General features: G+C 58.2%; 26 protein-coding genes. 18 read left to right on the plus strand and 8 right to left on the minus strand.

Features of this window, described 5'->3' with window-relative positions; translation table 11 throughout:
* Positions 1-193: 193 nt before the first annotated feature.
* Positions 194-667 (minus strand): YqaA family protein, encoded by a 474-nt coding sequence (locus B9Z45_RS10240; protein ID WP_108407126.1) that lies wholly within the window; start codon positions 665-667, stop codon positions 194-196.
* A 239-nt stretch (positions 668-906) separates the two neighbouring features.
* Between B9Z45_RS10240 and B9Z45_RS17040 the strand changes: the two genes are divergently transcribed.
* The 7 genes from B9Z45_RS17040 to B9Z45_RS10275 all read left to right on the plus strand — a co-directional run bounded on the left by B9Z45_RS17040 (position 907) and on the right by B9Z45_RS10275 (position 10,095).
* Positions 907-3,078 carry a TonB-dependent siderophore receptor gene (locus B9Z45_RS17040; protein ID WP_158270407.1) on the plus strand — a complete coding sequence of 724 codons (2,172 nt, stop codon included), beginning with the start codon at positions 907-909 and terminating at the stop codon, positions 3,076-3,078.
* 17 nt (positions 3,079-3,095) lie between these two features.
* A complete protein-coding gene (locus tag B9Z45_RS10250; protein WP_158270408.1) occupies positions 3,096-3,677 on the plus strand; it encodes a YfiR family protein in 582 nt (193 codons plus the stop codon).
* A 23-nt stretch (positions 3,678-3,700) separates the two neighbouring features.
* A complete protein-coding gene (locus B9Z45_RS10255; protein ID WP_158270409.1) occupies positions 3,701-5,662 on the plus strand; it encodes a response regulator in 1,962 nt (653 codons plus the stop codon).
* Positions 5,663-5,864: 202 nt separating this feature from the next.
* Positions 5,865-6,899 carry a tRNA dihydrouridine synthase DusB gene (dusB, locus tag B9Z45_RS10260; RefSeq protein WP_108407129.1) on the plus strand — a complete coding sequence of 345 codons (1,035 nt, stop codon included), beginning with the start codon at positions 5,865-5,867 and terminating at the stop codon, positions 6,897-6,899.
* On the plus strand, positions 6,896-7,135 hold the full coding sequence (locus B9Z45_RS10265; RefSeq protein ID WP_108407130.1) for a Fis family transcriptional regulator: 240 nt from the start codon (positions 6,896-6,898) through the stop codon (positions 7,133-7,135). The genes dusB and B9Z45_RS10265 overlap by 4 nt, the downstream gene beginning before the upstream one ends.
* A gap of 100 nt (positions 7,136-7,235) precedes the next feature.
* Complete coding sequence (gene purH, locus B9Z45_RS10270) at positions 7,236-8,822, plus strand: bifunctional phosphoribosylaminoimidazolecarboxamide formyltransferase/IMP cyclohydrolase (RefSeq protein ID WP_108407131.1); 1,587 nt, start codon at positions 7,236-7,238, stop codon at positions 8,820-8,822.
* 22 nt (positions 8,823-8,844) lie between these two features.
* On the plus strand, positions 8,845-10,095 hold the full coding sequence (locus B9Z45_RS10275; RefSeq protein ID WP_108407132.1) for a DEAD/DEAH box helicase: 1,251 nt from the start codon (positions 8,845-8,847) through the stop codon (positions 10,093-10,095).
* Between the two features lie 89 nt (positions 10,096-10,184).
* On the opposite strand, the gene B9Z45_RS10280 is transcribed toward B9Z45_RS10275, so the two are convergent.
* The 4 genes from B9Z45_RS10280 to B9Z45_RS10295 form a co-directional block, all read right to left on the minus strand.
* Entirely contained in the window at positions 10,185-10,520 is a 336-nt protein-coding gene (locus B9Z45_RS10280) for a DUF6172 family protein (RefSeq protein WP_108407133.1), read from the minus strand.
* Between the two features lie 192 nt (positions 10,521-10,712).
* Positions 10,713-11,195: a hypothetical protein gene (locus tag B9Z45_RS10285; protein ID WP_108407134.1), complete on the minus strand. Its 483-nt coding sequence runs from the start codon at positions 11,193-11,195 to the stop codon at positions 10,713-10,715.
* A gap of 8 nt (positions 11,196-11,203) precedes the next feature.
* The gene (gene hemL / locus B9Z45_RS10290; protein WP_108407135.1) at positions 11,204-12,499 is read right to left on the minus strand and encodes a glutamate-1-semialdehyde 2,1-aminomutase; all 1,296 of its coding nucleotides are present in this window, start codon (positions 12,497-12,499) and stop codon (positions 11,204-11,206) included.
* 17 nt (positions 12,500-12,516) lie between these two features.
* Positions 12,517-13,461: a bifunctional hydroxymethylpyrimidine kinase/phosphomethylpyrimidine kinase gene (locus tag B9Z45_RS10295; protein ID WP_108407136.1), complete on the minus strand. Its 945-nt coding sequence runs from the start codon at positions 13,459-13,461 to the stop codon at positions 12,517-12,519.
* A 116-nt stretch (positions 13,462-13,577) separates the two neighbouring features.
* Here B9Z45_RS10295 and B9Z45_RS10300 point away from each other — a divergent pair, with 116 nt between their 5' ends.
* The gene (locus tag B9Z45_RS10300; RefSeq protein WP_108407137.1) at positions 13,578-13,748 is read left to right on the plus strand and encodes a rubredoxin; all 171 of its coding nucleotides are present in this window, start codon (positions 13,578-13,580) and stop codon (positions 13,746-13,748) included.
* Positions 13,749-13,781: 33 nt separating this feature from the next.
* Here the strand turns inward: B9Z45_RS10300 and B9Z45_RS10305 are convergent, their stop codons facing one another.
* Positions 13,782-15,260 (minus strand): deoxyribodipyrimidine photo-lyase, encoded by a 1,479-nt coding sequence (locus tag B9Z45_RS10305; RefSeq protein ID WP_108407138.1) that lies wholly within the window; start codon positions 15,258-15,260, stop codon positions 13,782-13,784.
* Between the two features lie 74 nt (positions 15,261-15,334).
* Here B9Z45_RS10305 and B9Z45_RS10310 point away from each other — a divergent pair, with 74 nt between their 5' ends.
* The 6 genes from B9Z45_RS10310 (at position 15,335) to B9Z45_RS10335 (ending at position 20,074) form a co-directional block, all read left to right on the plus strand.
* Positions 15,335-15,934: a YqgE/AlgH family protein gene (locus B9Z45_RS10310; protein ID WP_108407139.1), complete on the plus strand. Its 600-nt coding sequence runs from the start codon at positions 15,335-15,337 to the stop codon at positions 15,932-15,934.
* Positions 15,931-16,347 (plus strand): Holliday junction resolvase RuvX, encoded by a 417-nt coding sequence (gene ruvX, locus B9Z45_RS10315; RefSeq protein ID WP_108407140.1) that lies wholly within the window; start codon positions 15,931-15,933, stop codon positions 16,345-16,347. The genes B9Z45_RS10310 and ruvX overlap by 4 nt, the downstream gene beginning before the upstream one ends.
* Positions 16,344-16,844, plus strand: a complete 501-nt coding sequence (gene pyrR / locus B9Z45_RS10320) for a bifunctional pyr operon transcriptional regulator/uracil phosphoribosyltransferase PyrR (RefSeq protein ID WP_108407141.1) — start codon at positions 16,344-16,346, stop codon at positions 16,842-16,844. The genes ruvX and pyrR overlap by 4 nt, the downstream gene beginning before the upstream one ends.
* Positions 16,845-16,860: 16 nt before the next feature.
* Positions 16,861-17,826: an aspartate carbamoyltransferase catalytic subunit gene (locus B9Z45_RS10325; RefSeq protein WP_108407142.1), complete on the plus strand. Its 966-nt coding sequence runs from the start codon at positions 16,861-16,863 to the stop codon at positions 17,824-17,826.
* A 104-nt stretch (positions 17,827-17,930) separates the two neighbouring features.
* Positions 17,931-19,226, plus strand: a complete 1,296-nt coding sequence (locus B9Z45_RS10330; protein WP_108407143.1) for a dihydroorotase — start codon at positions 17,931-17,933, stop codon at positions 19,224-19,226.
* A gap of 104 nt (positions 19,227-19,330) precedes the next feature.
* Positions 19,331-20,074 (plus strand): 1-acyl-sn-glycerol-3-phosphate acyltransferase, encoded by a 744-nt coding sequence (locus B9Z45_RS10335; protein WP_108407144.1) that lies wholly within the window; start codon positions 19,331-19,333, stop codon positions 20,072-20,074.
* 66 nt (positions 20,075-20,140) lie between these two features.
* Here the strand turns inward: B9Z45_RS10335 and B9Z45_RS10340 are convergent, their stop codons facing one another.
* Both B9Z45_RS10340 and B9Z45_RS10345 read right to left on the minus strand, forming a co-directional pair.
* Entirely contained in the window at positions 20,141-20,542 is a 402-nt protein-coding gene (locus B9Z45_RS10340) for a surface-adhesin E family protein (RefSeq protein ID WP_108407145.1), read from the minus strand.
* A 94-nt stretch (positions 20,543-20,636) separates the two neighbouring features.
* A complete protein-coding gene (locus B9Z45_RS10345; RefSeq protein ID WP_370445829.1) occupies positions 20,637-21,566 on the minus strand; it encodes a polyprenyl synthetase family protein in 930 nt (309 codons plus the stop codon).
* A 279-nt stretch (positions 21,567-21,845) separates the two neighbouring features.
* Between B9Z45_RS10345 and rplU the strand changes: the two genes are divergently transcribed.
* The 4 genes from rplU to proB all read left to right on the plus strand — a co-directional run bounded on the left by rplU (position 21,846) and on the right by proB (position 24,849).
* Positions 21,846-22,157 carry a 50S ribosomal protein L21 gene (gene rplU, locus B9Z45_RS10350; protein ID WP_108407146.1) on the plus strand — a complete coding sequence of 104 codons (312 nt, stop codon included), beginning with the start codon at positions 21,846-21,848 and terminating at the stop codon, positions 22,155-22,157.
* 12 nt (positions 22,158-22,169) lie between these two features.
* Positions 22,170-22,430, plus strand: coding sequence for a 50S ribosomal protein L27 (gene rpmA / locus B9Z45_RS10355; protein ID WP_108407147.1), 261 nt, complete (start codon positions 22,170-22,172; stop codon positions 22,428-22,430).
* A 103-nt stretch (positions 22,431-22,533) separates the two neighbouring features.
* On the plus strand, positions 22,534-23,664 hold the full coding sequence (cgtA, locus tag B9Z45_RS10360) for an Obg family GTPase CgtA (protein ID WP_108407148.1): 1,131 nt from the start codon (positions 22,534-22,536) through the stop codon (positions 23,662-23,664).
* 48 nt (positions 23,665-23,712) lie between these two features.
* Complete coding sequence (proB, locus tag B9Z45_RS10365) at positions 23,713-24,849, plus strand: glutamate 5-kinase (protein WP_108407149.1); 1,137 nt, start codon at positions 23,713-23,715, stop codon at positions 24,847-24,849.
* Positions 24,850-24,874 lie beyond the last annotated feature (25 nt).

Here is a 24,874-nt window from a genome sequence, read left to right on the forward strand (position 1 = left end):
GGCTTACAAGTGGGCCAAGGCGAACAAAAAACGAAGGGAATATCAGAATGCGAAAGGAAAATCAAAAAAATCAAAACCATGCGGGGCGAAATTGCGCTCGCGAATGGGGTATTTCAGCAGCCTGTTAAGAAAAAAACCGCTCCTTGTGAGCGGTTTTTTTGTGGGTGCCCGGTGACAGTAAGGCGGGTGTGGGTCAGCTGGAAGGAAAGAACCACAGCAGGGCGGCGGTCATGACCGCATATCGGCCGAATTTGCCAATGGCCATGTAAATGGCACAAGGCCAAAACGGCAGTTTGAGCCAACCGGCCACGGCGCAGATCGGGTCGCCCACCACGGGCAGCCATGACAACAGACAGGCTTTGGGTCCGAGTTTTTCAAGCCATTTCAAGGCCCGCCTGTCCGTGCTTGATTGCCGCCAGCGGTCCACCGCTTGGTGCGTGCCCCAACCCATCCACCAACTGAGCATGCCGCCCAGGGTGTTGCCCACGGTGGCCACCCCTATGGCCGACCAAAACAACTCCGGGTTGATTTTGACCAGGCCAAAGACTGCCGGCTCGGAGCCCATGGGCAGCAAGGTGGCTGAAATGAAGGACACCACAAACACGGTGCTCAGCCCGTGCTGTGGCAAGGCCAGCCATTGGAGCAATTGATTGAGCCAAATTTCCATTCAGGCAGTGTAATGACGGGCGCAGCGCGGATGACCGAAAAAAATGGCTGACCAACAGTTTTATTTGAAAGAAAATAATTTTGTTAAATTTATTAATTTATTGCAAAGTAAAAAATAAAACAAAGTAAATATTTTTATGATATAAAGAATTTCAAAATATTTATTGATTTCCAACCAAATTAGGCAATCCAATGACAAGCGCGGCACCAAGGCAACTGAGGCGGTGGAGATGGGCACTGTTGGCATTGACCATTCATGGCACTTATGCCAGCGCTGCGGGTATTGATGACTTTCTGGACATGTCCCTGGAGGAGTTGGTGGATTACCGCATGATGTCCATGTCGCGCAAAGAGCAGCGGGTGGCTGACATGGCTGCTGCGGCCTACGTGATTTCGTCTGAAGAGATCCGCCGCTCGGGGGCGCAGTCGATTCCTGAGGCGCTTCGCTTGGTTCCCGGCCTGAATGTGGCGCAAATTTCGGGCGACCGCTGGGCGGTCAGTTCGCGGGGCTTCAACGAGCGTCTGTCCAACAAACTTTTAATCCAGGTGGATGGCCGTAGCATTTATTCGCCGATTTTTTCAGGCGTGCTGTGGGAAACCCAGGACACCGTGATGGAGGACATCGAGCGCATTGAGGTGATTCGAGGACCGGGTGCCGCTTTGTGGGGCACCAACGCCATGAATGGTGTGATTAACATCGTCACGCGTTCGGCTGCAGCTAGCCAAGGCAGTGTTTTGAATGTCGCTGCTACCAATGGGGGAGGGGCTTTTGCGTCCCTCACCCATGGCGGAATTTTGGCGCAGGGCGGGCACTTCAAAATTTTTGGCAAAAGCAGCCGCACCGGAGCCTCACCCGAAAGGGATACGGGTGTGGTCGGCTCCGATGCTGCCCGGCAAAACCGTTTGGGCATTCGTGTGGAGCCGGATCTGGACCGCGGCGAGCTCAGCTTCAAGGCGGAGGCTTACCAAAGCAAATCCAGCGATGTGTGGGGTTTTCCTTCTTTGCCCGCATTCAGCGACAAGCCTTTTCCAAAGTTTACTCAGCCTTCGTACCGCCGTGATGCCTCGCTGTCGCAAGCCAGCGAGGGACTGGTCTTGCAGGGGCGATACAGCTGGCGGGGATCGCATGAGTTGGACAATACATTGCATGTCTCGATGGACCAAGAGAAAACCAGCCACACCGGGTTGTGGGGCACTGGCACTGGGCCGGGTTTACCGCTAGGCGAAGCGCCTCGTGTTCAGCGAGCTGGGGGCTCCAAAACTGAAATTGATTTGGACTTTCAGCAGCGTCGCAAGGGCCAGGTGCACGACATCATCTGGGGCCTTAACCTGCGTCACATCATTGATGATTTGTACCTACCTGCCACGCCTTATGTGTTGACCGAAGGCAAAAGCCAGCGCGTGAACTACAGCGCTTTCGTGCACGATGAAATCAATGTGGTGCCAGACCGTTTCAAGCTGATTGTGGGCTCCAAGTTTGAAAAAGATGGCTTGACGGGTCATAACATTCAACCCAATGTGCGCGCGCTTTACACGCCCAGTGCGAACGAGGCGTTTTGGGGTGCTATTTCGAACAGTGCACGTTCTTTGCGGCGTTTCGAGAGCTTCGCCATGGTGGATGTGCTGGCGCGAGATGCTCACGACTTCATTCCGTTCATACCACCCAATCAGTTGACGGCCGTGACGCAGATATCCCCGTTGGCGAATGCTCGCCCAGTGGCTGAAAAAGCGTGGAGTCTGGAGGCGGGTTGGCGCAAGCAATTTTCCAATTTCTTGAGTGTCGATATGGCTGTTTTTGTCACCGACTACAGCCAGTTGCGGGGTGCTCGTCTGGCCGGCAACTTGGCGGATGTCATGCCGCCTTTGGGGCCTTTGATGGAGTGCATTGGCAACCCACAAAACCTGCCAGGCACATGCTATTTTACCATAAAGGGCTACAACAGCAACCAAGACAAGGCACGCTCCTATGGTGGCGAGTGGTCGCTGGAGTGGCACCCCAAGCCCTGGTGGACTGTGCAGACATCCTACAGCTACTTGCGCGTAAAAGGGCAGCGTTCAGGTGATGACCTGGGTGACTTACTGGTCAGGGTGTTTGAAAACTCAGCACCACGTCATCAGTTGTCCCTGGTCAACAACTTTAGCTTGCGCAGCGATTTGAACCTAAATGTGCGTTTGCGTCACAATTCGGACACAAGGCACTTGGAGCAAATCAGCGGTGACTTGACACGCTTACCCCCCTATACCGGGCTGGACATGCGCTTGGCGTGGAAGGCGGGACGACAAACCGAGGTTTCCTTGTTGGGGCGCAATTTGCTGAAGGATCGACACTCCGAATTCATCAGCAGCTTTCCTGTTTCGCGGGCCTACGATGTGCAACGCAGCTTGACGCTGCAGTTGGTCAGTCGTTTTTGAAGGACATGAGCATGCGCATGTCCCTTTCATCTTTGACGGTTTGGCTCAAAAATTTGAGCCTAAAGGCGCGTGCTGGCGTCGCTCGCTCGCTGGCCTCGTGCGTTGCACTCTCTGTCGGCGTAGCCTTGCCCGCTGCGGCTCAAGGCACCAGCCCAACGGTGGACCGAGTCAAGGCGGCCTATGTGTACAACTTTGCCAAATTTGTAGAGTTGCCTGGGGCGGAGGAAATGCCCATCCGGCTTTGTGTGGTGGGTAAAGACGATCCGAATGGCCGCATGGTCAGCTTGAACCAGCGTATCGCCCAAAAGCGTGAAATCCAGGTGCGCAAAGATGTGGCACTGGATCAACTCAAGGATTGCGCCATGGTTTTTGTCGGGGCTGCCGACAACCGCCTGCTGCCTGCGGTGGTCAAGCAACTGGGCAATGCATCGGTTTTGTTGATCAGCGATGATCGCCAAGCGGTCGACCGAGGCGCGCATTTGGGCCTGTTGTACAACGACGACCGGGTCGAATTTGAAGTGAACCTGCTTAGTTTGCAAAGATCCAATTTGCGCGCCAGCAGCCAAATGCTTAAGTTGGCGCGTACTGTGGTCCGTTAAAAGGTTGTCGTATGCTGCCATTTATGAATTGGCGTCGTGAAATACTGCAAGACGTACCGCTGAGAGAAAAGCTCAACCAAATTCTGGCGCTAGGCATTTGGAGCGTGCTGTTGCTGTTTTTCTTGGTGACCACCTTGTGGCATGCCTCGCAAACCTTATATGCCATCCAAGCCGAGGCCAAAAGCCTTGCCGAGTTGGCCGCTGAAAGCAATGCTGCAGCGCTGAGTTTTGACGACCGTGCAGGCGCTCAAAAACAGCTGGAGATTTTCCGCCATATCCAAAAAGTTGAAACGGTGAACATTTACACCGGTGCAGCCCGTCCTACGGATTTTGCCTATTACTCCGTGCGTACAGACGGTGTGAGAGACCCCGCGCCGCCCAGCGACATGCTGCTGGGACACTCAAGGGGACAACTAAGTTGGAACAGTTTTGCAATCGGCATGCCCATTTTGCAAGACGGTGAAAAAATTGGTTTCGTGTTGGTGCAGACCCGACTCGACTCTTTTTGGTGGGGCATTGCCATTAATTTGCTGGTGGCCGCACTGGCCATGTGGCTAGCCTATGTCTTGGTGCGCCAGTTCATGGGTCAGCTGATCTCGGTGATCATCCACCCTGTATTGGATTTAGCCGAGGTGATGCGCCGAATCACCAGCGTACACGACTACAGTCAACGAGCCGAGCGGCGAAGCCATGATGAGATTGGTGAACTGGTGGCGGGCTTTAACAGCATGCTGGACCAGATTGAGCAAAAGGACAGAGCGCTGGAGCAATATAGCCAGCAGTTGGAGACCGAGGTGCAAGCCCGCACAGCCGAGTTGCAGTTGGCTAAAGAGCACGCCGATGCCGCCAACCAAGCCAAGAGCCAGTTCCTGGCGAACATGAGCCATGAAATTCGCACACCGCTCAATGGCTTGATTGGGGTGTCTGAGTTGCTTGACTCCACCCAACCGACCGAGCAACAGAAAAAACTCATCAGCATGATCACGACGTCTTCGTCCACGCTGATGCACCTGATCAACGATATTCTCGACTTTTCCAAGATTGAGGCGGGCATGCTGCATCTGGAAAAAGTGCCCTTCAGCCCAGAGCACGCCGTGCGCCAAGTGTGCGCCCTGTTTGCCAGTCATGCGCAAGACAAAGGTTTGAAGTTGGTGCTCGCGCCGTGTCCTGAAACGCTGCCATGGATGCTGGTGGGCGACCCACACCGTTTCATTCAGGTGAGCAGCAACCTGATCTCGAATGCCATCAAGTTCACCAGTCATGGGCAAATCAGTGTGCGCCTGAGTTCTACCTTCCAAGCTGACGGCAAGGCACGTTTGCGCTGCACCGTGCGTGACACAGGTATCGGCATCAGCGCTGAGGAGGGTCAGCGCCTGTTCAGCGCCTTTGCCCAAGCCGATGTGTCCATGGCCAGACGCTATGGTGGCAGTGGTTTGGGTTTGGTCATTTCGCGGCAATTGGCCACGCTTATGGGGGGGCAGATGGGTTTCAGCAGCGAACCTGGTCAAGGTTCTAGCTTTTGGTTTGAGATCTGTGGTGAGCCACTCAAAGACTTGCCCATGCACAAAAGCGCCAATGCGTCCACCTTGCCCTTGGACTTGGCTTGCACGGTTCTCGTCGCAGAGGACAATGATGTGAATCGTGAAATTTTGGTCACCATTTTGCGCAATGCAGGTTGCCAAGTTTTGCAGGCACGAAATGGCTTGGAAGCGGTGGCCATGAGCGCCAACGAGCCACACGATATTGTACTAATGGATGTGCAAATGCCAGAGCTGGACGGCATTGCCGCCACGAGCCAGATTCGTGCCCGTGAGCAGTCCCTGGGGCAAGCCCGCAAACCTATCTTGGCGCTGACGGCCAACGCCGTGACCGACGACAAAGTCAATTGTCTGGCCGCTGGCATGGACGACTACCTCACTAAACCCTTCATGCGCCGACAAATTCTGGATTTGATAGGCAAGTGGTTGCAGCGCCAACCTGCCTGATCAGTTCAGGTGGCTTGCTTAAAGCCTGCTAAAACAGCCACCTCAGTTGGGATAGCCAAGATCCTCGAATGCTCGCTCCACAAGGGCTTGTGCTCAGTGGCCTTAGCAGTAGTAGCGTGCTTCCATCCCAGGTGCTGAAATTTTAAGCAACTACAATTGTTCATCCTTTTAGTTCAACCTCTCCGCACCCCTTCCGACTAACATGCAGATTGGCCCTCACCTTTTGCCCAACAACTTGTTTGTTGCCCCCATGGCGGGGGTGACAGACCGGCCTTTCCGCCAGCTGTGCAGACAGTTTGGGGCAGGCTATGCTGTGAGCGAGATGGTGACCTCGCGCCCGGACCTGTGGGATTCACTCAAAACATCGCGGCGTGCCAACCACGATGGTGAGCCTGGCCCGATTGCGGTGCAAATCGCGGGCACTGAGGCGCAGATGATGGCCGATGCGGCGCGTTACAACATCGACCGGGGTGCCCAGATCATCGACATCAACATGGGTTGCCCGGCCAAGAAGGTTTGCAACAAATGGGCCGGATCGGCCCTGATGCAAGACGAACCCCTGGCGCTGCAGATCATTCAGGCGGTGGTCGATGCCGCCTTACCGCACGGGGTGCCCGTCACCCTGAAAATGCGCACCGGCTGGTGCGAGACCGAAAAAAACGCCTTGAGCTTGGCCCGCGCTGCAGAGTCTGCCGGGGTGCAGATGGTCACGGTGCATGGCCGCACCCGCGAGCAGGGTTACAAAGGCCTGGCCGAATACGACACCGTTGCCGCCGTCAAAGCCGCTTTGAGCATCCCGGTGGTGGCCAATGGCGACATCGATTCCCCCGAAAAAGCCCGCGACGTGTTGAGGTTCACGGGGGCTGATGCCGTGATGATCGGCCGTGCTGCACAAGGCAGCCCCTGGATCTTTCGCGAGATCGGCCATTTTTTAGCCACAGGCGAACACTTGGCCCCGCCTTTGGTGGCTGAAGTGCTCCGAGCTCTGCTGGAACACCTGCAAGACCACTACGGCCTTTATGGCGAATTCACCGGTGTGCGTTCGGCGCGCAAACACATCGGCTGGTATGTGCGCACGCTGTCTGGCGGTGATGCATTCAGAGAACACATGAACACGCTGGAGACGGCCAATCAGCAACTGACTGCTGTGGCCACTTACCTGGACGGCCTGGCCAGCCAGATGGACCGATTGCCGCAGCGCGTTGAAGCCTGCACAGATTTAGAGACCATGCCATGAGCGAACCCCAATCCATTGAAAACTGCATCCGTGACAACCTGGAAATTTATTTCCGCGACCTGGATGGCACCGACCCGACAGGCTTGTACGACATGCTGGTCAAGCTGGTTGAAAAACCGCTGCTCGATGTGGTGATGAGCCAATCGGGCCAAAACCAGTCGCGTGCCGCAGAATGGCTGGGCCTGAACCGCAACACCTTGCGCAAGAAGTTGCTGGAACACGAGCTGTTGAAATGAAAATTGAGCGGCCATGCCTTGTCTGACCCCCATGAATACCTGCCGGAACTGTGAACCCCGGCCAGCCTTGAATACCCCTGAATTTTGAAGAAAGCTTTTTATGCGCGCCCTCATCTCCGTCTCCGACAAAACCGGCATTGTCGATCTGGCCAAAGAACTGCATGCCCTGGGCGTGGGCCTGATCTCCACTGGCGGCACGGCCAAACTGCTGGCCGAGCAAGGCCTGCCCGTGACCGAGGTGACCGAAGTCACCGGTTTCCCGGAAATGCTGGACGGCCGTGTCAAAACCTTGCACCCCAAAGTACACGGTGGCCTGTTGGCGCGCCGCGACACGCCAGAGCACATGGCGGCTTTGAAGGCACATGGCATTGACACCATCGATTTGTTGATCGTGAATTTGTACCCGTTTGAAGCCACCGTGGCCAAGCCCGGCTGTACCCTGGCCGACGCGATCGAGAACATCGACATTGGCGGACCCGCCATGGTGCGCTCTGCCGCCAAGAACTGGCAAGACGTGGGCATCGTCACCGACGCCAGCCAATACCCAGCCGTGATCGCCGAACTGAAAGCCAGCGGCAAGTTGAGCGACAAGCTGCGCTTTGCCCTGTCGGTGGCTGCCTTCAACCGCATCGGCCAATACGACGGCGCGATCAGCAACTACCTCTCCAGCGTCAACTTCGAAGCCGAGAAGCTGAGCGAAAGCTATGTGCCTGAGCGTGCCCAATTCAGTGGTCAGTTCAATGAGCAATACGTGAAAGTGCAAGACCTGCGCTACGGCGAAAACAGCCACCAGCAAGCCGCTTGGTACCGCGACTTGGCTCCTGCTGCAGGCTCGCTTGCCACCGGTGTTCAGCTGCAAGGCAAAGAGTTGAGCTACAACAACATTGCCGATGCCGACGCGGCGTGGGAATGCGTGAAGAGCTTTGACGGCACAGCTTGTGTGATCGTCAAACACGCCAACCCCTGCGGCGTGGCCGTGGGCATTACCGCTTTGGAGGCTTACAGCAAAGCCTTTCAGACCGACCCCACCAGCGCTTTCGGCGGCATCATCGCCTTCAACCGCCCCGTGGACAAAGCCGCAGCCGAAGCCGTGAGCAAGCAATTCGTCGAAGTGCTGATGGCCCCCGACTTCAGCGCCGAAGCGCTGGAAGTGTTCAAGAGCAAAGTGAATGTGCGCTTGATGAAAATCGCACTGCCCGCCCATTACGGTCAGGTGCGCAACGCGCTGGAAACCAAACGCGTCGGCTCGGGCCTGTTGCTGCAAAGCGCCGACAACCACGAACTGGCGCTGACCGATCTGAAGATCGTCACCGTCAAACAACCCACGCCTGAAGAGTTGAACGATTTGCTTTTCGCCTGGAAAGTGGCCAAGTTCGTCAAATCCAACGCCATTGTGTTCTGCAAAAACGGCATGACCATGGGTGTGGGCGCAGGGCAGATGAGCCGCCTCGATTCAGCCCGCATCGCCAGCATCAAGGCCGAAGCGGCCAAGCTCAGCCTGAAAAACACCGTGGTCGCCAGCGACGCCTTTTTCCCCTTCCGCGATGGCCTGGATGTGGTGGTCGATGCGGGTGCCAATTGCGTCATCCAACCAGGTGGCTCCATGCGTGATCAAGAGGTGATCGATGCCGCCAACGAACATGGCGTGGCCATGGTCTTTTCTGGCGTGCGCCACTTTCGTCATTGATGACCTGTTTGATAGGACTGTTTTGAACTTTGAAACCCTCGGCCTGACCCCCGCGCTGTTACGCGCCGTGGGTGACATGGGCTTGTACGCCCCCACCCCCATCCAGGCGGAGGCGATTCCTGCTGCCTTGAAATCTGCCGATGTGTGGGCGACCGCCCCCACCGGCTCGGGCAAAACGCTGGCCTTTGCACTGCCGTTGTTGCAGCAATTGCTGGCTGCGCCGCGTCAGACCAACTTTCGCCGCCCGGTGCGCACGCTGGTGCTGGTTCCCACGCGTGAGCTGGCGGTACAAGTGGGTAATGTATTAGCCAATCTGGCTTACCAATTGCCGCAGTCCCTCAAGGTGATCACTGTGTTTGGCGGCGTCTCGGTCAACCCGCAAATGATGGCGTTGCGTGGCGGTGCCGACATCGTGGTGGCCACGCCCGGCCGCTTGCTCGACTTGCTCGACCAGAACGCCGTGCGCCTGGTCGATGTGCAGCACTTGGTGCTGGACGAGGCCGACCGCCTGCTGGACCTGGGCTTTGCCGACGAGTTGCAGCGTGTGCTGGCGCTGTTGCCGCCCAAGCGCCAGACCTTGCTTTTTTCGGCCACTTTTGCCCCCGAGGTGGAAGCCCTGGCGGCCAAACTGCTGCACAACCTGATGCGCATCACCGTCGAGGCCTTTGAGGGCCACAAACCCGACATCACCCAGCGCGCCATCGCCGTAGACGAGAAAAGCCGCACGGCCCTGTTGCGTCACTTGATCAAAGAGAACGGCTGGAAGCAGGTTTTGGTGTTCGTGGCCACGCGCTATGCGTGCGAGCATGTGGCGGACAAACTCTACAAAGCGGGCGTGTTCGCCACGCCCTTCCATGGCGAGATGAGCCAAGGCGCACGCCAAGAAGTCTTGAGTGAGTTCAAAGCCGGTCGCTGGGACGTCGTGGTCACCACCGACTTGGCCTCACGCGGCATCGACATTGCCATGTTGCCCGTGGTCGTCAACTACGATCTGCCACGTTCGGCCACCGATTACACACACCGTATTGGACGAACTGGCCGTGCCGGTGCGCATGGCGATGCAGTGAGTTTCGTCACCGCCGCTGCATTGGCACACTGGCAGCTGATCCAAAAACGCGAAAGCCTGGAACTCGCTTTGGAGCAAATCCTGGGCTTTGAGCCAACCGAAACCCCGCCACCCCCGTCGCCTGGCAACGGCGGCGTCAAGGGCTCAAGGCTCAGCAAGAAAGACAAGTTGCGGGCTTTGACTGCGGCACAAACCACGCCAAAGTGAAGGCTGCAGAGGGTGTTGAAATCACGCCCGACGTGATCGGGCGTTCATTGCGGATTGCCAGAGTGGCCAACACCTCAGGCGGTTGAAAATCAGTTGTGTTCGGGATCTTCGAAGTGGTCTTCAGCACCACTTGGGTCTTGCGCCTTGAGCACGCGCACGCCGTGCTTGCTCATGATTTCCACATACACCGAGGGGGCGCTTGTCTTGGCCACAGCGTCCACGGCTTCCACGACGCCACTCACGCGCACCACTTCGGCGGTGTCTGCGCTCAGGCCCACTTTGCAATCAAAGTCCCAAAAGTCCACGCCTTTGGGCAAGGCGCGGTTGCGTTCACGCTTGAAGTATTTGCGGATCTCATGCTTGACGGCTTCAAGCACACGGTCGTTGTGCTTGCCTTCGGCTTGCAGGAGGAAGTTCTTTTTCATGGGGGTCCTTGGGGATCGGGCAAGCGCCCGGTCCGGACGTGAATGCAGGTGCGCATTATCGCCGGTTTGGCCAATGCCTTTTGGGCCGCCGGGGTGAAATTTCCCCACTGGCGCAGGCTCGTTTGTCTTGCTGTTTTCTGCCAATCAAGCTGGAGGTGCTGGCCAATGACCGGCGGGTTTGCCGTAAGGGTTTCAGTCCTTGAAGCGAAACTTGAGCTGAAAACTGACGGCGCCATAAAGCCTGTCTTTGAGAGGAGGCACCAATGCCACGTTGAGTCCCCATTGCCCATTTTCGAGGCTCGCCGTCGGAATGAGCGCAGGAAACCAGCCACCGTTGAATGCTTTGGGGTAACCGTTGAAGGCCCCGCCCACGACCCCGATTTTTACCGGGCCCAAGTGCCAGGGCTGGTAATAGGCGCCCACATAGCTGGAATGGGCGTTGTCGCTGTTGATGAAGCGCCCAGCGGTGGCGCTCCAGGCGTCATCCAGTTTGTATTCAAAGCCCAGCCCCGGGTTGGCATTGCGCAGGCCTTTGTGGGTGTCAAAGTGGGCCGAATAAAACCCGGCGTTGACCCACAACCGGCTGGCATCCCACTCTGCACTGGCGGGCATGCTCAGGCAGGCCAGACTGGTGCAGACCAGGCGGTTCCAGATCTGAAAAGTCAGGCGTTTCATGCGTCAGGTCAGAGGGTTTTGAGCACGCCAGCCGCCACACGCACCGTCTCGGCGATGTCGGCTTCGGTGTGGGCGGCACTCACGAAACCGGCTTCGTACAAGGCGGGTGCGATGTAGACGCCGCCGTCCAGCAGGCCGTGAAACAGCTTGTTGAATTTGGGGCTGTCGCTGGTCATGACCTTGGCGTAGTTTTGCGGTAACTCGGGCAGCAAAAAGAAGCCGAACATGCCGCCTTGGCAATCGCCCACAAAGGGCACGCCCGCCGCAGCGGCAGCGCCAGTCAGGCCATCGACCAGGCTTTGGGTGCGGGCGCTCAGGGCATCCCAAAAACCGGGTTTGGCGATTTCGCGCAGGGTGGCCAAGCCGCAAGCCGTGGCGACCGGGTTGCCACTCAAGGTGCCTGCCTGGTAAACCGGGCCGGTGGGTGCCAACTGGGTCATGATGGCGCGGGGGCCACCAAAGGCGGCCAGTGGCATGCCGCCGCCGATGACCTTGCCCAGCACCGTCATGTCCGGCTTGAAGCCGGGAATCAAGCCTGCATAGACGCTTTGGGCGCTGCCCAAAGCGACACGGAAACCGGACATGACTTCGTCAAACACCAGCAAGGCGCCGTGTTGGCTGCACAGTTCGCGGCAGCGTTTCATGAAGGGCACGCTGGCCCGGACAAAGTTCATGTTGCCCGCGATCGGTTCGATCATGACGCAGGCCAGTTCCTTGCCGTGCAAGGCAAAGGTTTCTTCCAGTTGAGCGATGTTGTTGTACTCGAGTACCAGGGTGTCACGCACCACCTCGGGTGGCACGCCTGCGCTGGTGGGGTTGCCAAAGGTGGCCAGGCCAGATCCGGCCTTGACCAGCAGGGCATCGGCGTGGCCGTGGTAACAGCCTTCAAATTTGATGAACTTGCTACGGCCTGTGGCACCGCGTGCCAGGCGCAGCGCACTCATGCCCGCTTCGGTGCCTGAGCTGACCAGGCGCACCATCTCCATGGAGGGCACATGCTTCAGAATTTCTTCAGCCAGTTCGATTTCGCGCTCGGTTGGGGCGCCGAAAGAGAAGCCGTCCAGGGCGGCTTTTTGCACCGCTTCGAGCACGGCAGGATGGCCGTGTCCCAGGATCATTGGGCCCCAGGAGCCGATGTAGTCGATGTATTTCTGGCCGTTGGCGTCCCAGAAATAAGCGCCCTGTGCACGCTGTACAAAGCGGGGTGTGCCACCGACGGCGCGAAAAGCGCGAACGGGGGAATTCACACCACCAGGGATCACTTGGGCTGCGCGGTCAAAGAGGGTTTGGTTGCGGTCTGTCATGGGTGTTGTCTCGGGCTTCAATGCTTGGTTTCGTTGAAAGGCACTTCAAAGTAGTCAGCGCCGGGGTGCACTTCCGGGCCTGCATCAGCGTCGGTGTCTTCGTCGTCAGGCAGCGCCCAGAAAAGGCGGTCCGGAATGACCTGGCCCATGCCGGGACGAAAGCCTTCGTCCAGACAACGGTCCAGGTAATGGAGGGCTTCGTTGGCGGCTTCGGGCAGGTCCATCCCCGTGGCCAGCAAGGCGGCAAGCGCAGCGGTGAGGGTGTCTCCCGCGCCTGCAAATACGGCTTCTATGCGTTCAAATTTTTCGTGGCTGAGCACGGTCTCTGGTGAGGCCAGCGCATTGTCAATGTGCTGATCGGGCAAAGGCAGGCCGGTCACCAGGGTGTAGGGCACACCCAGCTCAGCGGCGGCTTTGGCGATGTCGCGTGGGCCGGGGTTGCGCTCGCCCGTCCATTCAGGCAGCAACCAGCGGCGCAAGGTGCTGTGATGCCCCACCAGCACGCTGGTTTGGGGCAACAGCAGTTCCCTGAAAGCGTCCAGATAAGCGTCGATCTTGTCGTCTTCCCACCAGGACAGGTTGGGCATGTAGGCCACCAGGGGTACGCCGTCGTAATCGTCGGCCAGCTCGGCAATGGTGGCCAGGCTTTCGGGACTTCCGACAAACCCGACCTTGATGACCTGGACGGGCACATCTTCGGCTACGGCCCGGGCTTGGTCATTCACCGCCTCTTCGTCGAGGGGGTAGAAGTCGGTGATGCCGCTGGTGTCCCGCACATAGGCGCCCGTGCAAACGGGCAAGCAATGAGCACCCACCGAGGCCATGGCGGTGGCATCACACGTCAATCCACCAGCACCGCTGGGGTCGTTGGCATTGAAGGAAAGCACGCAGGCCAGGCCCGCAAATTCTTCGGCCTCAAGGGCGTCGGTTTCAGTCAGGGATTCGGGGTGATGGTCGGTCATGGGATGCGAATTGCAGGGGGCTTCAGAAGGTCTTCAGCGGGGCGCAAAATCTGTCGAAGTTTTGCAGCACGATACAATCATTTCATTCTATTCGACTCTCTGATTGCGACAATGTGATGGAACATAAAACCTGGATGTGCCTGATTTGCGGCTGGATTTACGACGAAGCCACAGGCGACCCCGAGCATGGCATTGCGCCCGGCACCAAGTGGGAAGACGTGCCCATGAACTGGACTTGCCCGGAGTGCGCAGCCCGCAAGGAAGACTTCGAGATGGTGGCGATCTGATCCGGATGCACACCGGATGTCGCCCGAGCCGTCTTATTCAGACGGCTTTTTCTTGACCACCGCATACCGGGCCAGGGTTTTGTCGCGGGCTTCTGCGTGGTCAACGATGGGTGCGGGATAGGTTTTGCCGATCACCACGGATGCTGCCTGCAACTCTAGGGGTTTGGCCAACCAGGGGGCGTGCAGGCCTTTGTCGGACAGTCCCGCCAGCTCGGGGGCATAGCGGCGAATGAACTTGCCTTCGGGGTCAAATCGTTCGCTTTGGCTGATGGGGTTAAAGATCCGGAAATAAGGCTGGGCGTCACAACCGCTGGAGCTGGCCCATTGCCACCCGCCATTGTTGGCCGACAGGTCAAAATCGTTCAGATGCTCGGCAAAGTAGCGCTCGCCCCAGCGCCAGTCAATGCCCAGGTCTTTCACCAAAAAGCTCGCCACAACCATCCGCAGACGATTGTGCATGTATCCCGTCTGGTTGATCTGCCGCATGGCCGCATCCACCAAGGGGTAGCCCGTGCGGGCCTGGCACCATGCATCAAACAGTTTGTGGGCATGCGGGCCATGCTCCCAACGGATGGCGTCGTAATCGGGCTTGAAGCTTTGCCCTTGGCCCACATGCGCAAAATTGTGCAGCACCTGCACATAAAAGTCGCGCCAGATCAGCTCGGACAGCCAGACACTTGCGCCAGGGCTGCCTGCCAGCATGCGGGGGTAGGCTGCTCGTGCCAGTTCTCGGATAGAGACCGTACCAAAGCGCAAATGCACGCTCAAGTAGCTCGGGCCTTTGACCGCCGGGAAGTTGCGGGTTTCTTCGTACTGGTCAATTCGGGTCAAAAATTCTTGCAGCAGGGCCTGGCCACCCGATTCTCCGGTTGGAATTTTGAGGGTTTGGAGGTTGGTGGGCTCAAAACCAATGTCTTGCAGGCTCGGGACCGGGTGGGCCAAATCGTCAGGTCGGGGGGCCAGGCGTGAGGCCAGGTGGGCCACCGGGTGGGCCTGCAAGTCCTCAGGGGTGACTTTTTTCAGCCAGGCATTTTTGTAAGGCGTGAACACGCTGAAGGGCTTGGCCATTTGGGTCAGCACTTCGTTGCGCTCGAACACCACATGGTCCTTGAAGGTGTGCAACACGATGCCATGGTCGGCCAGATGTCCGCGCACCTGAATGTCACGCGCCAGCGCCAGTGGTTCGTCATCGTGGTTGGCAAATACCGCCTGGGCCTGGACGTGCTGAGCCAATTTGACGATCTTGTCTTTGGCCACGCCGTGGCGCACGATCAGGCCCCCCTGTGGGTGGCCTGCCAGTTCGCGCAATTGGGCATCCACTTCGACCAGGGATTCGCGAATGAACTCAACCCGGCGATCGGCTCGGGGCAGTTTGTCCAGAATGTCGGTGTCAAACACGAACGCCACATGCACCCGCTGGCAGTGTTTCAGGGCTTGGTGCAGGGCCGCATGGTCGCTCACGCGCAGATCGCGTCGGAGCCAGACCAGGCCACAAGAAAAAGGGGTTTCCATCAAGGTTTGCCGGGTTGGATCAATCAATGCACTCTTGGACTCGCCCGCAGGGACGGGGCCGCTAAAATCGGGGGATGACAGATTGTGACTCCATTGACCTCAAGCATCATTTTCTGATTGCCATGCCCGGGTTGGAAGATGAGACATTCGCTGGCAGCGTCATTTATATGTGTGAGCACGGACCTCGCGGCGCCATGGGCTTGATCATCAACAAACCGGCAGACATCAGCATGCGTCTGTTGTTTGACAAGGTGGATTTGCGCCTGCGCCGGGAAGATCTGGTGGAAAACCTGGTGGGCCAGGGTGGCCCGATACAAACCGAACGCGGCTTTGTCTTGCACGATCCGCTGCGCATGGACAAGCCTGAACAGGATGGGGGCTCAATTTACGCTTCTACCCTCATTGTGCCGGGTGGGCTGGAAATGACCACCTCCCGCGATGTGCTGGAAGCCCTGTCTTCCGGGGCGGGGCCGCGCCGGGTACTGGTTACTTTGGGGTACTCGTCCTGGGGTGAAGGGCAGCTTGAATCCGAATTGAGTGAAAACACCTGGCTCACGGTGCCGGCTTCTGTCGATGTGATTTTTGACGTGCCCATGGCCGAGCGCTATGAGCGTGCGCTGGATTTGTTGGGGCTCAAAAGCTGGATGCTTTCCCCAGATGCGGGGCACGCATGAGCGCAGGGCCTGTCGAGGTGGTGCCGGTATCGCAGCAAACCTTCCTGGCTTTTGACTACGGCCTCAAGCGAACAGGCGTGGCCATGGGCAATCGTTTGCTGAAATCCGCCACCCCGCAAGGGACGATTGCTGCCGAAGGCGATGCCCGGTTTGAGCTGATCGCCAAACGCATCAAGGAGTGGCAGCCCGATGCGCTGGTGATCGGCGTGCCCACCCATCCCGACGGCGGCGAACACGAAAACACCCTGCGTGCCCGCAAGTTTGGCCGCCAGTTGCGAGGCCGCTTTGGTCTTGCCGTGTACGAGGTGGACGAGCGCTACACCACGACCGAAGCCCTTTCCAATGGCGCCAAAGACGCCGATGCGGCAGCAGCAGCGATCATTCTTGACCAATTTTTGAGGAGCCTGCCATGAGTGCTTTGGCGTTGGATGCAGAAGCCCTGTACAAGGAGCTTTTGCGTGGCGTGCGCAGTTTATGCAAAGCCGATACCCGTTTGGTGGGCATCACCTCCGGGGGGGCCTGGTTGGCTGAGCGACTGCATCGCGACCTCGGCCTGCCGGGTGAATCAGGCCGTGTGTCTTCGGTCATGCACCGCGACGATTACGCCCAGCGCGGTCTGTCGGCAGGCGGTCAGACCCACTTGCCCTTTGAGGTCGATGGGGCTGACATTGTGCTGCTGGACGATGTGCTCTACACCGGGCGAACCATCCGGGCAGTGATCAATGAGATTTTTGACTACGGCCGCCCCGCCCGCGTGCAGTTGGCTGTTCTGGTGGACCGGGGCGGGCGCCAGTTGCCGGTGGAGGCAGACTTTGCCGCTGCCCGAGTAGCCCTGCCTGAAACCCAATCGCTGGCGCTGGCCCGCGATGCATCGGGTACTTTCAGTTTTGAAGTGGAGAACAAGGCCTGAACCGGGCGAGGACACCATGCTCTACAAACGCAACAACCCCCAACTCAACAAGAACGGTGAACTGATTCACCTGCTGTCCACGGAAGGCCTGTCCAAAGACATCCTCACGCACATCCTCGACACGGCGGCCAGCTTCGTCAGCGTGCAGGAGCGAGAGGTGAAAAAAGTCCCTCTTTTGCGCGGCAAGAGCGTCTTTAACCTGTTCTTTGAAAACAGCACCCGCACCCGCACCACCTTTGACATCGCTGCCACCCGCTTGTCGGCCGATGTGTACACCCTCGACATCGCTCGGTCTTCGGCCAGCAAAGGGGAGTCGCTGCTCGACACGATCGCCAACTTGTCGGCCATGGCGGCGGATATTTTTGTGGTTCGTCACAGCGAGTCGGGCGCACCGTATTTGATCGCGCAACATGTAGCGCCCCATGTCCATGTCGTCAACGCCGGTGACGGACGCCACGCACATCCCACCCAGGGGCTGCTGGACATGTACACCATCCGGCACTACAAAAAAGACTTTTCCAACCTCACGGTGGCCATTGTGGGCGACGTGCTTCACTCCCGCGTGGCCCGCTCGGACATCCATGCGCTGACCACGCTGGGTTGTGCCGAAGTTCGCGTGGTCGGCCCCAAGACCTTGGTGCCTGCCGACATGGGACAAATGGGCGTACGGGTCTTCAACAACCTGGAAGAAGGCATCAAGGGCTGTGATGTGGTGATCATGTTGCGTCTGCAAAATGAACGCATGACGGGCGCGCTGTTGCCATCCAGCCAGGAATACTTCAAGAGCTTTGGCCTGACGCCCGAAAAACTGCAGCTGGCCAAGCCCGATGCCATCGTGATGCACCCCGGCCCAATCAACCGGGGCGTGGAGATTGACTCTGCTGTTGTCGATGGGCAGCAAAGCGTGATCTTGCCGCAGGTGACTTTTGGCATCGCTGTGCGCATGGCGGTGATGAGCATCGTCGCAGGCAACGAGGCATAAGGAAAAAACATGAACCCCCACGCCCCCCTCTTTGTTTATTCACTGCTCCGCAAAATGGCCCTGAGCGCCCTGAGCGCCCTGAGTCAGCCTGGTGGAGTGCAGCCATGAAAATCCTCATTCAAAACGGCAGGGTGATTGACCCCGCAAATGGCATTGACCAAACAGCGGATGTGGCGATTGCCGCCGGACGCATTGTGGCGGTGGGCCAGGTGCCTGTCGACTTCACACCCAACCGCACAATCGATGCGACAGGTGCCATCGTGGCCCCTGGCCTGGTGGACTTGGCGACTCGCCTGCGCGAGCCTGGTCAGGAGCACGCCGGCATGCTGGAAAGCGAAATGGCCGCTGCCGTGGCGGGCGGTGTGACCAGCCTGGTCTGCTCGCCCGACACAGAGCCGGTGCTTGACGAGCCGGGCTTGGTCGAAATGCTGCGCCACCGCGCCGAAAAGTTGCACCTGGCACGCGTGCTGCCTTTGGGCGCACTCACCTTGGGCTTGCGTGGAGAAGTGCTGACCGAAATGGGGCAGCTCACCGCCGCCGGTTGCGTGGGTTTTAGCCAAGCCGAAGTGCCGATTCCCAGTACACAGGTGCTGCAGCGCGCTTTGCAATACGCCAGCACCTTTGGCTACACCGTCTGGTTGCGTCCGCAAGAGCTCCATCTGGGCAAAGGCGTGGCAGCCAGCGGCCCGCTGGCCACGCGCATGGGCTTGTCCAGCGTGTCGGTGGCCGCCGAGACAATTGCGCTGCACACCATTTTTGAGCTGGTGCGCAGCACCCGCGCCCGTGTACACCTTTGCCGCATCAGCAGTGCTCAGGGGGTGGATCTGGTACGCCAGGCCAAAGCCGAAGACTTGCCGGTGACCGCCGATGTGAGCATCAATTCGCTGCACTTGACAGACGCCGACATGGGCTATTTCGACAGCCGCGCCCGTCTTCTGCCCGTGCTTCGTCAGCAGCGCGACCGCGACGCCCTGCGTGCCGGTCTGGCCGATGGCACGCTGGACGCCCTGGTGTCTGACCATACCCCGGTCGATGCCGATGCCAAGGCTTTGCCGTTTGCCGAAGCCGAGCCTGGTGCCACGGGCATGGAACTGCTCTGGAGCCTGGCCCTCAAGTGGGGGCAGGATGCCGGGTTGCCTTTGACGCAAGTGATTTCACGCGTCACCGCAGCCCCGGTCCGGGTGCTGGGCACCGCTCTGGGCAGCTTGCAAGGCTCGGCGGGGCAATTGGCGGTGGGTGGTTTGGCCGATGTGTGCGTACTGTCCGATCAAGGCCATTGGCTCGTCACCGACGCGTCTTTGCGCAGTCAGGGCAAAAGCACGCCGTTTTCGGGCTACGAGTTGCCAGGACGTGTGCTGGCCACGGTCGTCGGTGGCAACGTGGCATTTGAAGCGCGCTGACCGGTGGTTATTTTGACTTTTTGTGAGCGTGGACACCCTGCGCGCAATCAGCTGGTGAGCCGGATGGGCTTGTCATTTGGTTGCAGGGTGGCCTGCGAGACGACATGCGCACACTGATCGCTCTGTGGAAATTGCTGCGCGGACTATGGCATATCCTCATCGGCATGTGGACGATTTATGCCAGGTTTCCCCGGTGGTCCCCTGAGCAACGCGAGATGCGCGTGCAGGCCTGGGCCTTGCAGTTTTTGGCCTTATGGGACATCCACCTCAAGGTGCTGGGAAGGCCTGTTTCCAATGGCCCGGCCCTCATCGTGGCCAACCACATTTCATGGCTGGATATTTCGGTGATTCATGCGGCGCGGCATTGCCGTTTTGTCTCCAAGTCCGATATCCGTGACTGGCCGTTGGTGGGCATGCTGGCCACGGGCGCTGGCACCCTCTACATTGAACGCACCAGCCGCAAAGACGCCCTTCGCATGGTCAAGGACATGGCAGACGCCATGAAGAATGGCGATGTGGTGGCAGTGTTCCCTGAAGGCACCACCAGCGATGGGCGAGACTTGCTGCCCTTTCACGCCAATCTGATCCAGTCGGCTATTCAAGCCGAGGCGCCCGTGCAGCCCATGTCGCTTCAATTCCTGGATGCCCGAAGTGGTGAGCCGAGTTTTGCGCCTTGCTATATTGGTGAGGACACATTGGTCGGCTCCATCTGGCGCACCCTCACTGCGCCCAGGATCACGGCCGTGGTTCATTTTGGGGTGCCGCAACTCGCCCAAGGGAGGGATCGCCGAGTTTGGGCGCATGATTTGCGTGAGGCTGTGATCCGCCTTCGCGACGACAAGAACTGAGTGGCGGCAACTGATTCCAGCGTTGCGGGGCTGGGTTTCGAATTGCCCTTCAGGCCAATCACTCCTTCAGCAAATACGACGGGCAATTTTCTGGATGGGTGAAGTCGCTTCAATGTTCAGCCACTCATGCAACATGCCTTGGCGACTCACAACCTGACCAGTGAGCATCGGACCTGTGTAGTAAGTCAAATGCATCACCCGAGCCATCTTCAATTTGCAGTTGAGTTGAATCTGGGAATGGGTGGACAAGTACGCCTTGCCATCGCCCGTACTTTGGGGTTTCTTGTAATCCAGGGCGGTCCAGACCCATTTCCGGCCGTCTTCTTCAGTGATGGATTTGGGGTCAATGTAAAACAAACCCAAGTCGTTGAGCGTGACGGCCTCCCACTTGGTGCTGGCATTGGCCACTGAGCACATGACACAGATCAAGCCAATGAAAGCACAAAGGGCTGTTTTTCGCAGTTTCATGGCGCTCAATCTGATTTGTCGAATGAAACAGGGGGCAACGTCAAATGCATGTGGGGCGCTTGAGCACGCATGAGCAAATTGATATGAAGAGTTGTCAGGTTCTGCGATTGAGCAGTTCTGAGGCCAGCACCACCATGGCTTGCCTGTATGCATTGTCTGGCAGTTGCATGGCCGCATCGATGGCGCGTTGGGCCTCAGAGGCTGCTGCGTTTCGGGTGGCCTCCAGTGCGCCTGTGTCGCGCACGATGGTTACGATGTCGGCCAATCGGGTGATGCTGCCAGTTTCTATGGCTTCACGCACGGTCTGCCTTTGTGCCTCGCTGCCCAGTTGCATGGCCAAAATCAAGGGCAGGGTGGCTTTGCCCTCGCGCAAGTCATCACCCAGGTTCTTGCCCATTTCAACGGCATTGCCATCGTAATCGAGCACATCGTCGATCACCTGAAAAGCTGTGCCCAAGGCCTGACCGTAGTCGGCGCAAGCGTTTTGAATGGAGGCAGGACTGCCTGCCAAAATTGCACCCAGGCGTGCACTAGCCTCAAAAAGTTTGGCTGTTTTGGAGCGGATCACACGCAAATAGCCGTCTTCGTCAAGCGAGGCATCGTGCATGTTCATCAACTGCAGTACTTCGCCTTCGGCAATCACGTTCGTGGCATCGGCCAAGGTTTGCATGACCTGCATGTTGTCAGCATCAACCATCATCTGGAAAGCGCGCGAGTACATGAAATCACCGACAAGCACGCTGGCCGGGTTGCCAAAACTTTCGTTGGCAGTGGGTTTGCCGCGCCTGAGGGTCGACTCGTCCACCACATCGTCGTGCAGCAAGGTCGCAGTGTGTATGAATTCGACCACGGCAGCGAGATTGTGCTTTTGTGCACCCTTGTAGCCCAGAGCCCCACAAGTTAAAAGCAACAAGACCGGGCGCAGACGTTTGCCGCCGGCCGAAATGATGTATTTGGCCACCTCACCCACCAAAGGGACGCCCGAATCGAGTCGCTTGGCGATGACGCGGTCTACCTCGGCCATATCGGGCGACACGAGTTCAAGAACGGCGGCGGTGCTGTTTTCGTAAGCAGACAACTTGATGTATCCGGCTGGGTGGCCGGCCAGGGCCGAGTCGAAAGAAGGCAATATTGGGCGCATTGCGGTGCGGGCTCATTATAGTGACCGCATAACAAGCACCCCTGTCGCCCCCCTTTAAGGCTGCTGTTGGCTGCAGCCAATTGCCTGGCAGGGCATGTCGTGCTAAAATTTCAGGCTCCTTGGGGATTAGCCCTTGGAAACTTCCATCCAAAGAGGTCATTTATGTACGCGGTCATAAAAACCGGCGGCAAACAGTATCGTGTTGTCGCTGGCGAAAAAATTAAAGTAGAACAGATTGCTGCGGACGTTGGCCAGGAAATCGTGATTGATCAGGTTTTAGCTGTCGGTATCGGCGCTGAACTCAAGATTGGCACGCCCCTGGTGTCCGGCGCCACAGTCAAAGCCACAGTTTTGGCGCATGGCAAGCACGACAAAGTGCACATCTTCAAGATGCGCCGTCGCAAGCACTATCAGAAACGTCAGGGTCACCGCCAGCAGTTCACCGAACTGCAAATCGGCGCGATCTCTGCCTGAGGAGAATAGGTCATGGCACAGAAAAAAGGCGGCGGCTCTACGCGCAACGGTCGTGATTCCAAGCCAAAGATGCTTGGCGTTAAGGCTTTCGGTGGTGAATTGATCAGCGCTGGCTCGATCATCGTTCGTCAACGTGGTACCAAGTTCCATGCTGGCAACAATGTCGGCATCGGCAAAGACCACACTTTGTTTGCCCTGGTTGACGGCCATGTGTCGTTTTCCACCAAAGGCGAGCTCAGCAAGCACATGGTGAACGTGACCAAGGCTGTCTAAGCCTGTCTCGTCCATGGCGAAGAGGAGCCCCGCAAGACGGGGCTTTTTGCATTTTGGCCCGCTTGTGTTTTGACGGCGGACCCCAAGCTACACTGGAAATCACATGAAGTTCGTTGACGAAGCCTATATTGACATCTCCGCAGGTGACGGCGGGAACGGCTGCGTCTCGTTCCGCCACGAGAAATACAAGGAGTTTGGTGGTCCCAATGGGGGTGACGGCGGTCGGGGTGGACATGTCTTTGCCTTCGCCGATATCAACCTGAATACGTTGGTTGATTTCCGTTACTCACGCCGTCACGACGCCAAGCGTGGCCAGCATGGCATGGGCTCCGACATGTTTGGTGCAGCGGGTGACGACGTCACCCTGAAAATGCCTGTGGGCACCATCATCACCGATGCCGAAACGGGCGAAGTGCTCTACGAATTGCTGGAGCCTGGCGAAACCATCATGATCGCCAAGGGTGGCGACGGTGGTTTTGGCAATATGCGCTTCAAAAGCGCCATCAACCGCGCGCCACGCCAAAAAACACCCGGCTGGCTGGGGGAAAAGAAAGAGCTAAAGCTTGAATTGAAAGTGCTGGCCGATGTGGGCCTCTTGGGCATGCCCAACGCTGGCAAGTCCACTTTCATCGCTGCTGTCTCCAACGCCCGGCCCAAGATCGCCGATTACCCCTTTACCACCTTGCACCCGAATTTGGGCGTGGTTCGTGTGGGCCCTGAGCAAAGCTTTGTGGTGGCCGATGTGCCGGGTCTGATTGAGGGTGCCTCTGAAGGTGCTGGCTTGGGGCACTTGTTCTTGCGCCATTTGCAGCGCACCCGCTTGTTACTGCACGTGGTTGACTTTGCACCGTTTGACGACAACGTTGACCCAGTGCAGCAAGCCAAGGCCATCGTGGCCGAACTCAAAAAATACGATCCGGGCCTGTACAACAAGCCACGCTGGTTGGTGCTCAATAAGCTGGACATGGTGCCCGCTGAAGAGCGCGAGGCTCGCGTGAAGGATTTCATCAAGCGCATGCGCTACAAAGGCCCGGTCTTCCAGATTTCGGCCTTGACGCGAGAAGGTTGCGAGCCCCTGATCAAGGAAATCTACAAGCACATCCGGGCCCAGCAAATCATTGAACAAGGCGTTGTGGACATTGACCCTCGTTTCAAGGAGCAAGACAAGCCACAAGCGCCTGATGCCGATGATCCGCGATTCAAAACACCGTCTTCTGAGCCCAACGACGCCTAGCATCCACCCCTGCGACTTGCTGTCCAACAGCAAAGTAAACCCCCAAGCATGACCACCCCTGCCGTTTCCAATCTCTTGCGTGACGCCCGCCGCATCGTTGTCAAAGTGGGTTCCAGCCTGGTGACCAACGAAGGTCGCGGTCTGGATGAAGAAGCGATCGGCGAATGGTGCCGACAGATGGCCTTGCTCAGCGCTGAAGGCAAAGAGGTGGTCATGGTGTCCAGTGGTGCCATTGCCGAAGGCATGAAACGCCTGGGATGGGCCACGCGTCCCAGTGAGGTGCCAGCCTTGCAAGCTGCGGCCGCCGTGGGCCAGATGGGCTTGGCACAAGTGTACGAAACCAAGCTGCGTGAAAACGGCATGGGCAGCGCCCAGGTGTTGCTGACACATGCCGATCTGGCTGATCGCGAGCGTTACCTCAATGCCCGGTCCACCTTGCTGACCTTGCTGCAACACCGCGTTTTACCGGTCATCAACGAAAACGATACGGTCGTCAACGACGAGATCAAGTTCGGTGACAACGACACATTGGGTGCCCTAGTGGCCAACTTGATCGAGGCAGACCTGCTGATCATCCTCACCGATCAAAAAGGTCTCTACACCGCGGATCCCCGCAAAGACCCCTCAGCCACGTTTGTGCACGAAGCCCGCGCAGGCGATGTGGCACTTGAAGCCATGGCCGGTGGGGCTGGTTCCAGCATTGGCAAGGGCGGCATGATCACAAAAATCCTCGCGGCCAAACGGGCCGCGGGCTCGGGCGCTTCCACTGTGATCGCCTGGGGCCGTGAGCCGGATGCGCTGCTGCGCTTGAGTCAGGGTGACAACATGGGCACCTTGCTGGTGGCCCAAACGGCTAAACAGCAAGCCCGCAAGCAATGGATGGCCGATCACCTTCAGTTGCGTGGGTCGGTCACGGTCGATGCCGGGGCTGCACATAAAGTGTTGACTGAAGGCAAGAGCTTGCTGCCCATTGGCATGAACGGTGTAGCCGGGGATTTTTCACGCGGGGATGTCATCGCCATTCGGGATGAACAAGGGGCAGAAATCGCTCGCGGCTTGGCCAATTACGCCAGCGCCGAAGCCCGATTGTTATGCCGAAAGCCCTCGCACGAATACGAAGCTTTGCTGGGCTACACCGCCGAGCCCGAAATGGTGCATCGGGACAACCTGATTTTGACCCGCTGACCGCCAGGCTTGCACGCACAAGCCT

The sequence above is a fragment of the Limnohabitans sp. 2KL-17 genome, from assembly GCF_003063415.1.
Lineage (GTDB): Bacteria > Pseudomonadota > Gammaproteobacteria > Burkholderiales > Burkholderiaceae_C > Limnohabitans_A.